Below are 275 nucleotides of genomic sequence, written 5' to 3' on the forward strand. Positions count from 1 at the left end.
GGGCGCCGCGGTCGGCAGCTGGCAGCCCATCGCCGGGCACACGCCCTCGATCAAGTCCGCGGCGGTCGGTGGGACCAAGGCGGCGATCACCGAGGGTCACGGCAACGGCACGCCGGGCAGCGGGCGCGACGGCCAGCGCGAACTGGCGGTGGACAAGACGCGGCAGGATGCGACGTCGCCCAATGCCTTCCAGGACACGCTGATCATGGGCACGCTGGCGACCATCAAGCACATGTCCGATCCGTCGACCCGGCTCAACCTGGCCCGGCCGCACG

1 protein-coding gene is annotated in these 275 nt (G+C 72.0%); it reads left to right on the forward strand.

Going from position 1 to position 275, the window contains the following annotated elements; translation table 11 throughout:
- Window positions 1-275 (forward strand): hypothetical protein (locus ACPYOJ_RS35305; RefSeq protein WP_481420380.1); only part of this gene is annotated, 275 nt, incomplete at both ends.

The organism is Rhizobium sp. SVR5-9E (assembly GCF_056755095.1).